This is a genomic window from Actinacidiphila rubida (genome assembly GCF_900110255.1).
In the GTDB taxonomy this organism is placed as follows: domain Bacteria; phylum Actinomycetota; class Actinomycetes; order Streptomycetales; family Streptomycetaceae; genus Actinacidiphila; species Actinacidiphila rubida.
In genome coordinates this window covers 340946-350842 of sequence record NZ_FODD01000004.1, presented here as the reverse complement: position 1 = coordinate 350842, position 9897 = coordinate 340946, and the positions used below count along the sequence as shown (strand labels likewise).

The window sequence follows — 9897 nt, the reverse complement described above, 5'->3', positions numbered from 1 at the left end:
GGAAGCCTGCTTCGAGATGAGGACTCCCACCCACTTGATGGGGTAAGGCTCCCAGTAGACGACTGGGTTGATAGGCCGGATGTGGAAGCACCGTAAGGTGTGGAGCTGACCGGTACTAATAGGCCGAGGGCTTGTCCATGTATGCTCGCGTTCACTGTGTGGTTCTGAAACAACCAGCAACCACCCACCCCACCAGTAGTGGTGGGTTGTTGGGTGGGTGGTGTTTCATAGTGTTTCGGTGGTCATAGCGTTAGGGAAACGCCCGGTTACATTCCGAACCCGGAAGCTAAGCCTTTCAGCGCCGATGGTACTGCAGGGGGGACCCTGTGGGAGAGTAGGACACCGCCGAACAAATATTTGCAGGACGGGAAACCCCGACTTCTGAGCTTTGTCTCAGGGGCCGGGGTTTTTCTGTTTTCCGTTACCTGACGTTCACGTCGCCCGGAGAACCTGGCCTCCCGACAGGCGGAGGTGTGGAGACGTGCAGCAGATGACGACTGCCGGACGACGGCACAGGATCGCTTCGGACACGACGGCGGCCGCTCTGCGAGAGACCTTGCATGAGCTGCGGATAGGCAACGGTGACGAGGTCATCGTGCCCTCGTTCGGGCCGAGTGCTCCCGCGGACGCCGTTCGACTGGCCGGTGCACTCCCGGTGTTCGCGGACATCGACGCACGGACGTTCTGCCTGGACCCCGAGTCCGTCGCCTCGCTCGTCACGCCCCGTACCGCCGCGATCATCCCGGTCGGTGTCTTCGGGCACCCCGCGCCGGTCGACCGTCTCGGCGAGCTGGCCGACCGGTGCTCGCTCGCCCTGGTGGAGGAGGGCGGCGACCGCGAGGACGTCGGAGCGGTCGCACGGCGCCGCGCCCATGCCCGTTTCCTGGACTCCGCGTTGAAGGGCGTGGTCGTCCCGTACGCGGAGCCGGGCGTCCACCGCCTCTACCACCAGTACACGGTGCGGATACCGGGCAACGGCCGGCCCGACCGGGACGCGTTCGCCCGTGCGCTCGCCGCGCGCGGAGTGCGGTCCACGGTGAGCGTTCCGGTGCCGGTGCACCGGATGCCCGCCCACCGGTCCGGTGCGTTCCTGCCCGAGACGGAGCGGGCGGCCGCCGACAGCCTCACCCTGCCGGTCCACTCCGGGCTCACCCAGCGGGAGTTGACCCATGTCGCCGACGCCTGCAACGCGCTCGGCGGGCTGCTCTGAAGCACGTCCTCAGGTTGCCTGACGGGGTTGCCGGACCGGGAGGCGGACCGGGTGCGGACAGGGTTTCACCGCACACCCGTTCATAGGCTAAGATCTTCTCGTCGACAGCGCCCCAATAGCTCAGTCGGTAGAGCGTCTCCATGGTAAGGAGAAGGTCTACGGTTCGATTCCGTATTGGGGCTCCGATGGGAAAGGCCCCCGCCGAACGGCGGGGGCCTCTTCGTTTTCTCGGGGTCCGGACTCCGCGCGGCCCGTGGGGACGCGGGGAGTTCAGGACGCGGGGAGCGTGGGGACGCGCATCGCCAGGATCGCCATGTCGTCCGACGGCGCGTCAGAGGCGAAGCGCTCCACGGCGCGCTGGATGCGCGCGGCGACCGCTCCGGCGGTGAGGCCCGTGCAGGTGGCGAGGACGTCCGCGAGGCCGTCGTCGCCGAGCATGCGGCTGCCCTCACGGCGCTCGGTCACGCCGTCGGTGACGCAGAGCATCACGTCGCCCGGTTCGAGGGTCACGGACTGCTCGACGAGCTCCAGGTCCTCCATGACGCCCAGCAGCGGCTGCGGGTCCGCCGCGGGCTCCACCGTGCCGTCGGGCCGCAGCCGCAGCGGCAGCGGATGGCCGGCGCATACCATGCGCAGCACCGCGCTCCCGTCGTGCTGGGGCCACAACTCCCCGTAGAGCAGCGTCAGGAAGCGGCTGCGGGCACCCTCGTCGAGGATGGCGGCGTTGAGGCGTTCCAGGACCGCGGGGCCGCCGAAGCCCTCGCGGGCGAGCAGGCGCAGCGCGTGCCGCGCCAGGCCGGTGACCGCCGCCGCCTCGGGGCCGGTGCCGCAGACGTCGCCGATGGCGAAGCCCCAGCAGCCGTCGCGGATCGGGAACAGGTCGTAGAAGTCGCCGCCGACCTCGTTGCCCTCGCCGGCCGCCCGGTAGACGACCTCGACCTCGACACCGGGGACCCGCGGCAGCTCCGGCGGCAGCAGGCTGCGCTGCAGGGCCTGGCTGATCGCGGTGCGCTCGCTGTAGAGGCGGGCGTTGTCGAGGGCGAGCGCGGCACGGCGGGACAGGTCCTCGGCGAGTTCCAGGATCTCCTGGCGGAACCGCTCGTCCGCGGGCTTGCCGAGGGTCAGCATGCCGATGACGCGGTTGCGGGCCACCAGCGGCAGGACGACCGTCTCCCCGCCGACCGCGGCGGCGGTCGCCAGCGCGATGCCGGGGCCGCTGGCCGGGCGGGCGCCGCTGCCGGCACCGAGGCCGAGGCTGCGCAGCGAGGCGCGCAGGGCGCTGGAGTGCGCGGCGTCCGAGGGCGCGGTCCAGAAGCGCGCGCCCGGCGTCGGGTCCGGGTCCGGCGGGCGCACCTGCGACAGGAGCGCCTTGATGCCGTCGATGCGGTCCTCGTCCTCGTGCAGGACGAAGGCCAGCTCCGGTTCCGCCTGGTCGGCGATCGTGTAGACGGCGCACCAGCTGGCGAGCGTCGGCACCGTCATCTGCGCCATCAGGGCCAGCGTCTGGTCGCGCTCCAGGGTGCCGGCGAGCAGGTCGGAGGCCTCCACCAGGAACGACAGCGAACCGCGGCGCAGCCGCTCCAGCTCGGTGAGCCGGGCGCTCTCCACGGCCAGCGCGATCCGGTCGGCGGCGAACTGCAGGCGCAGCGCCTCCTGGTTGGAGTAGCGGCCGGGCGCTTCGGCGGCGACGCCGATCGACCCGGTGAGGCGGCCCTCGACCTTCAGCGGGACGGTCACCACGGAGCGCATGCCGGTGCCGGACAGCAGCGGCACCGCGCCGGGCACCGCGGTCAGGTCCTCGTGGACGGCGGGCATGCGGGCGCTGCCGTAGCGGCCGGTGCCGGCCTCGACCGGCACGCGGGCGAAGCGCTGCCGGGCCGAGGGCAGTCCGGTGGAGGCGCGAACCTCCAGCTCGGTCTCGTCGTCGGTGGCGAGGAGCAGGTAGGCCGCGTCGCCGTCGAGCATGTCGCGGGCGCGCTCGACGGTGCGCTGCAGCAGGCCGTCGAGGTCGTCGGGCGCGGGCGAGCCGATGAACACCTCGAAGGCGTCGGAGCTCTTGTCGCGCTGGCTGAGCGCGGTGTCGAGCGGGACCGAGCCCCGGGTCGGGCTCTGCAGCACCGCGCGCTCCTCGGCGCGCACCAGCAGGCACACCGTCGACGGCTCGCCCGAGCTGTCGCGGACCCGCAGGTGGGAGCCGTACACGGGCAGCACGCGGCCGGTGCGGTCGCGCAGGCCGTAGGTGCCCTCCCAGCGGGAGAGCTGCAGGGCCTCGGCCAGGCCGATGCCGGTGCCGGGGGTCTGCGGCCAGGCGGCGAGGTCGGCGAGCGACTTGCCGACGACGTCCTGGGCCACGTGGCCGAAGAGGTCCGCGGCGTCGTCGTTCCAGCGGGTGACGCAGCCGCCGCGGTCGATCTGGACGACGGCGACCCTGACCCGCTCGTCGGCCACGGGCAGGGCCGAGGGCGGGAGCAGCGGGCCGGCGGAGCGGGTGCCGGCGGGGCGCTCGGGCAGGTCGAGCTGGAACCAGACGTGCTTGCCGGAGGCGGTGTACTCCACGCCCCAGCGGCTGGCGAGGGCCGCGCAGAGGATCAGCCCGCGGCCGCCCTCGTTGTCGCCCTCGCGGAACTGCCGGCCGCGGCTCTGCAGCGGGATCTCGCGTTCGGGGTAGTGGTCGGCGACCTCGACGCGCACCGCCGTCTCGTACCGCAGGCACTGCACATCGGCCGCGGTGCCGGCGTGGACGACCGCGTTCGTGACGAGTTCGCTGGTCAGGACGACGGCGTCGTCCACGACGTCGGCGAAGCCCCAGCCCTGCAGGGTGTCGCGGACGAAGGCGCGGGCAACCGCGACCGACCGCCCCACCGGTTCGAAGGTGGCCGCTGCGCGCGCCGTGATCACCGGTCTCCTCGCTGCTCGTGACAAGGCGGGCGCGCTCGACGCGTCCGCCGGCCTGCCGCCGTGCTGCGTGACTGCCACGGGCGGCTCCTCAGAGGTGTATGCCCGCCCCGAGCGGGGAGGCACCCGATACCCAAGGCCAGGTTACTGACCCGTGAGGAGGGTCTGTGCGCCGGTTGCGGGTGTTTCCACCCCGAAGATGCCCGCCGGTCATATGCGATGCTGCCGAACCGTTATGGCTGGGCGGGGCCGGAGTGAAACACTGGGCATGTTCTGCAGTCGGCAACATTGCACATCTGCGGGTCGGGCGACCCCCCAGGAGGGACACGGTGGAGTCTGGCGCATCGGCGCGGACCTCGGTTTCGCGTACGAAGAACGGGCGATCCCGTGGCGGCGGGACCGTAGAGGTCGACGCGGCCTCGCTCACCAAGCTGCTCGGGGCGCTGTCCGCGATGCGGGACGGCAACTTCCGCAAGCGGCTCACGGTGACCGGTGAGGGGCCGATGGCGGAGATCGCCGCGGTCTTCAACGAGGTCGCGGACCGTAATCAGCACCTCACCGGCGAGCTGGCACGCGTGCGCCGCGTGGTGGGCCGGGACGGCAAGCTCACGGAGCGGCTGGAGACAGGGGCCTGCGAGGGTGCCTGGGCGTCGGCGATCGAGGCGTCGAACGCCCTGGTCGACGACCTGGTGCGGCCGGTGTCCGAGGTGGGCCGGGTGCTGTCGGCGGTCGCCGAGGGCGACCTGGAGCAGCGCATGGACCTGCGCGCGCAGAACGCCGACGGGTCGGCGCATCCGCTGCGCGGCGAGTTCCTGAAGGTGGGCCGCACGGTCAACGGCCTGGTCGACCAGCTGTCCGCGTTCACCGACGAGGTGACCCGGGTGGCCAGCGAGGTCGGCACCGAGGGCAAGCTCGGCGGCCAGGCGAAGGTGCGGGGGGTGTCGGGTTCGTGGAAGGACCTGACGGATTCCGTGAACACCATGGCCTACCGGCTGACCGCGCAGGTGCGCGACATCGCGCTGGTGACGACGGCCGTGGCCAAGGGCGACCTGTCCCGCAAGGTCACCGTGCACGTGGCCGGCGAGATGCTGGAGCTGAAGAACACCGTCAACACGATGGTCGACCAGCTGTCGTCGTTCTCCTCCGAGGTGACCCGGGTGGCCCGCGAGGTGGGCACCGAGGGCGAGCTGGGCGGCCAGGCCCGGGTGCCGGGCGTCGCCGGCGTGTGGAAGGACCTGACGGATTCGGTCAACCTCATGGCCGGGAACCTCACCGCTCAGGTGCGTGACATCGCGCAGGTGACGACGGCGGTCGCCAACGGCGACCTGACGCAGAAGATCACCATCGGGGCGCGCGGGGAGGTGGCGCAGCTCGCCGAGACCATCAACGCGATGACCGAGACGCTGCGGATCTTCGCCGACGAGGTGACCCGTGTCGCCGGCGAGGTCGGTGCCGAGGGCCAGTTGGGCGGTCAGGCGCAGGTGCCGGGCGCGGCGGGAACGTGGAAGGACCTCACGGACTCCGTCAACACCGCGTTCCGCAACCTCACCGCTCAGGTGCGCGACATCGCGCAGGTGACGACGGCGGTCGCCAACGGCGACCTGTCCCAGAAGGTCACGGTGGACGTCTCCGGCGAGATGCTGGAGCTGAAGAACACCGTCAACACCATGGTCGACCAACTGTCGGCGTTCGGCGCCGAGGTGACGCGGGTGGCCCGCGAGGTCGGCGTGGAGGGCCAGCTGGGCGGCCAGGCGCAGGTGCCGGGCGCGGCGGGGACGTGGAAGGACCTGACGGACTCCGTCAACACCGCGTTCCGCAACCTCACCGGCCAGGTCCGCAACATCGCGCAGGTGACGACGGCGGTCGCCAACGGCGACCTGACGCAGAAGGTCACGGTGGACGTCTCCGGCGAGATGCTGGAGCTGAAGAACACCGTGAACCGCATGGTGGACCAGCTGGGCTCGTTCTCCGCGCAGGTGACGCGGATGGCCACCGACGTGGGCACCGAGGGCCGGCTGGGCGGCCAGGCCCGGGTGGACGGCGTCAGCGGCACCTGGAAGGACCTGACGGACTCCGTCAACTTCATGGCCGGCAACCTGACGTCCCAGGTGCGGCAGATCGCCCAGGTCACCACCGCGGTCGCGCGCGGTGACCTGTCGCAGAAGATCGACGTCGACGCGCGCGGCGAGATCCTGGAGCTGAAGAACACCATCAACACGATGGTCGACCAGCTGTCGTCGTTCGCCGAGCAGGTGACCCGGGTGGCCCGCGAGGTGGGCACCGACGGGCGGCTGGGCGGCCAGGCGCAGGTGCCGGGTGTCGCCGGCGTGTGGCGCGACCTGACGGACTCGGTGAACTTCATGGCCGGGAACCTCACCGCGCAGGTCCGCAACATCGCGCAGGTCGCCACCGCGGTCGCGCGCGGTGACCTGTCGCAGAAGATCGACGTGGACGCCAAGGGCGAGATCCTCGAGCTGAAGAACACCCTGAACACGATGGTCGACCAGCTGTCCTCGTTCGCCGAGGAGGTCACCCGGGTGGCCCGCGAGGTGGGCACCGAGGGCATCCTCGGCGGCCAGGCCGAGGTCAAGGGCGTCAGCGGCACGTGGAAGGACCTCACCCAGTCCGTCAACTTCATGGCGAACAACCTGACCAGCCAGGTCCGCAACATCGCCGACGTCACGGGCGCGGTCGCCAACGGCGACCTGTCCCGCAAGATCACCGTCGACGCGAAGGGCGAGATCCTCGCGCTGGTGACGACCGTGAACACGATGGTGGACACGCTGTCGGCGTTCGGTGACGAGGTGACCCGTGTCGCCCGAGAGGTGGGCACCGAGGGCCAGTTGGGCGGTCAGGCCCGGGTGCGGGACGTCTCCGGCATCTGGAAGGACCTCACCGAGTCCGTCAACGGCATGGCCTCCAACCTGACCAGCCAGGTGCGGTCCATCTCGTCGGTCGCCACCGCGGTCGCCAACGGCGACCTGACGAAGAAGATCGACGTCGACGCGCGCGGCGAGATCCTGGAACTGAAGAACACCATCAACACGATGGTGGACACGCTGTCGGCGTTCGGTGACGAAGTCACCCGAGTGGCACGGGAGGTGGGGACCGAGGGCATCCTCGGCGGCCAGGCGCGGGTGCCTGGCGTCGCGGGCACGTGGAAGGACCTCACGGAGTCCGTGAACGGCATGGCGTCCAACCTCACCGGCCAGGTGCGGCAGATCGCCCAGGTGACGACCGCGGTCGCGCGCGGCGACCTGTCGAAGAAGATCGACGTGGACGCCCGCGGGGAGATCCTGGAGCTGAAGACCACCATCAACACCATGGTCGGGCAGCTGTCCGCCTTCGGTGACGAGGTGACCCGGGTGGCCCGCGAGGTGGGCACCGAGGGCCGGCTGGGCGGCCAGGCCCGCGTGCCGGGCGTCTCCGGCATCTGGAAGGACCTGACGGAGTCCGTCAACCTCATGGCCAACAACCTGACCAGCCAGGTGCGCAACATCGCGCAGGTCGCCACCGCGGTGACCCGCGGCGACCTCAACCTGCGGATCGACGTCGACGCCGCGGGCGAGATCCTGGAGCTGCAGGACTACATCAACACGATGATCGTCCGCCTGCGCGAGACCACGCTCGCCAACAAGGAGCAGGACTGGCTCAAGGGCAACCTGGCGCGCATCTCCGGCCTCATGCAGGGCCGCCGCGACCTGCGCGACGTCGCCGCGCTGATCATGAGCGAGCTGACGCCGGTGGTGTCCGCGCAGCACGGCGCGTTCTTCCTCGCCGAGGACACCAGCGAACCGGGCGAGGACTACGAGCTGGGACTCGTCGGCAGCTACGGCTTCTCCCGGCGCACGATGCAGACCGTGTTCATGCCGGGCGAGGGCCTGATCGGGCAGGCGGCGGTGGAGAAGCGCTCGATCCTCGTCGAGCAGGTGCCGCCGGGCTACCTGAAGATCACCTCCGGGCTGGGCGAGGCACCGCCGTCCCATGTGATCGTGCTGCCGGTGCTGTTCGAGGGCCGGGTGCTGGGCGTGATCGAACTGGCCGCGTTCCAGCCGTTCACGCAGATCCAGAAGGACTTCCTCAACCAGATCACGGACATCATCGCGATCAGCGTCAACACCATCTCGGTCAACACCAAGACCGAGTACCTCCTCAAGCAGTCGCAGGAGCTCACCGAGCAACTCCAGGAGCGTTCGGCCGAGTTGGAGAACCGGCAGCGGGCGCTGGAGCTGTCCAACGCCGAACTCGAGGACAAGGCCGAACTGCTGGCACGGCAGAACCGCGACATCGAGGTGAAGAACACCGAGATCGAGGAGGCCCGGCAGGTCCTGGAGGAGCGCGCCGAGCAGCTCGCGGTGTCGATGCGCTACAAGTCGGAGTTCCTGGCCAACATGTCGCACGAGCTGCGCACGCCGCTCAACTCGCTGCTGATCCTGGCCAAGCTGCTCGCCGACAACGCCGACCGCAACCTGTCGCCGAAGCAGGTCGAGTTCGCCGAGACCATCCACGGCGCCGGCTCCGACCTGCTGCAGCTGATCAACGACATCCTGGACCTGTCGAAGGTCGAGGCCGGCAAGATGGACGTCTCGCCGACCCGGATCGCGCTGGTGCAGCTCGTCGACTACGTCGAGGCGACGTTCCGGCCGCTGACCGCGGAGAAGGGCCTGGACTTCTCGGTGCGCGTGTCGCCCGAACTCCCGGTCACCCTGCACACCGACGAGCAGCGGTTGCTGCAGGTGCTGCGCAACCTGCTGTCCAACGCGGTGAAGTTCACCGACAGCGGGTCGGTGGAGCTGGTGATCCGGCCGGCCGGCGCGGAGGTTCCGCAGTCCATCCGCGAGCAGCTGCTGGAGGCCGGCAACCTGCGGGAACCGGACCAGCCGCTCATCGCGTTCTCGGTCACCGACACCGGCATCGGCATCGCCGCCAGCAAGATGCGGGTCATCTTCGAGGCGTTCAAGCAGGCCGACGGCACCACCAGCCGCAAGTACGGTGGCACCGGCCTGGGCCTGTCCATCAGCCGCGAGATCGCCCGGCTGCTGGGCGGCGAGATCCACGCGGACAGCCAGACCGGCCGCGGCTCGACGTTCACGCTGTACCTGCCCATGACGCTCGGCGACGTGCCGCCCGCGGCGCCCCAGGCGCCCTCCCTCGGGCAGGGCGAGGGCGATCAGCAGGGCGGCAGGACCCGCAGCCCGGGCAGCAGCCTGGCCCGGCTGCGCAGGCGCTCCGCGCAGCCCGCGCCGGAGCCGGCGGTCAACAGCGCCCAGAACAACGGCAGGCCGCAGTCCAACGGGCAGCTGCCCGCCTCGGAGCCGTGGATCGAGGACGTCCACTCGGACGCCTACACCGGCTTCTCCGGGGGCTTCAGCGGCGAGAAGGTGCTCATCGTCGACGACGACATCCGCAACGTCTTCGCGCTCACCAGCGTCCTGGAGCAGCACGGCCTGACGGTGCTCTACGCGGAGAACGGGCGGGAGGGCATCGAGGTGCTGGAGCAGTACGACGACATCGCCGTCGTGCTGATGGACATCATGATGCCGGAGATGGACGGATACGCGACGACCACGGCGATTCGCAAGATGCCGCAGTTCGCCGGTCTGCCCATCATCGCGCTCACCGCGAAGGCGATGAAGGGAGATCGTGAGAAGGCGATCGAGTCAGGAGCGTCGGATTATGTGACGAAGCCTGTCGACACCGATCATCTGCTGACTCTCATGGAACAGTGGATGCACGCGCGCTGACGCGCGCCGATCACGGAGTGCCGGTTTTGACGCCGGGCACACGACTGC

At 70.3% G+C, this 9897-nt stretch carries 3 protein-coding genes, 1 tRNA gene and 2 rRNA genes; 5 read left to right on the top strand and 1 reads right to left on the bottom strand.

What is annotated here, in order from left to right:
- The 4 genes from BMW99_RS06035 to BMW99_RS06020 form a co-directional block, all read left to right on the top strand.
- Window positions 1-139, top strand: a 23S ribosomal RNA gene (locus BMW99_RS06035); the annotation flags it as partial.
- Window positions 140-234: 95 nt separating this feature from the next.
- Window positions 235-351: ribosomal RNA gene (gene rrf, locus BMW99_RS06030) — 5S ribosomal RNA — on the top strand.
- A 139-nt stretch (window positions 352-490) separates the two neighbouring features.
- Complete coding sequence (locus tag BMW99_RS06025) at window positions 491-1210, top strand: DegT/DnrJ/EryC1/StrS family aminotransferase (protein WP_075016377.1); 720 nt, start codon at window positions 491-493, stop codon at window positions 1208-1210.
- A 109-nt stretch (window positions 1211-1319) separates the two neighbouring features.
- A tRNA-Thr gene (locus tag BMW99_RS06020) sits at window positions 1320-1392 on the top strand.
- An 88-nt stretch (window positions 1393-1480) separates the two neighbouring features.
- Here BMW99_RS06020 and BMW99_RS06015 read toward each other — a convergent pair.
- Window positions 1481-4108 (bottom strand): SpoIIE family protein phosphatase, encoded by a 2628-nt coding sequence (locus BMW99_RS06015; RefSeq protein ID WP_069463109.1) that lies wholly within the window; start codon window positions 4106-4108, stop codon window positions 1481-1483.
- Between the two features lie 326 nt (window positions 4109-4434).
- On the opposite strand from BMW99_RS06015, the gene BMW99_RS06010 reads away from it, so the two are divergent.
- Window positions 4435-9849, top strand: a complete 5415-nt coding sequence (locus BMW99_RS06010) for a HAMP domain-containing protein (RefSeq protein ID WP_176735453.1) — start codon at window positions 4435-4437, stop codon at window positions 9847-9849.
- The last annotated feature ends 48 nt before the right edge of the window (window positions 9850-9897 follow it).